Annotated in this window: 1 protein-coding gene; it reads left to right on the top strand. The window is 66.7% G+C overall.

Translation table 11 applies throughout. The features are described 5' to 3' along the window. Positions 1 to 54 precede the first annotated feature (54 nt). Positions 55 to 234, top strand: a 180-nt coding sequence (locus ACM5QX_RS29665) for a hypothetical protein (RefSeq protein WP_414756779.1), incomplete at its 3' end; no start/stop codon positions are given.

Here is a 234-nt window from a genome sequence, read left to right on the forward strand (position 1 = left end):
TTAGCCGTCGGGGCGTTCGCACGAGATGCGAACTCCCAGTCGGCGGGGGGGCCGATGCAAACGCCTTTGGTGGCGGAGGCATCCGCGCCATCGGAGTTCACCGATGCTGAGCTTATGGCCTACGATGGCGCGATCACCCAGCTGCGCGTTCTCAGCGAAGCGCTGAACGGCGCACAGCCGACGGCGGAACAACAGGGTGAAATGGCGGCCGTGGTGCAGCAGTCCGGGCTGGCC

Source organism: Anabaena sp. CCY 9910 (genome assembly GCF_963920875.1).
Classification (GTDB): domain Bacteria; phylum Cyanobacteriota; class Cyanobacteriia; order Cyanobacteriales; family Nostocaceae; genus Trichormus; species Trichormus variabilis.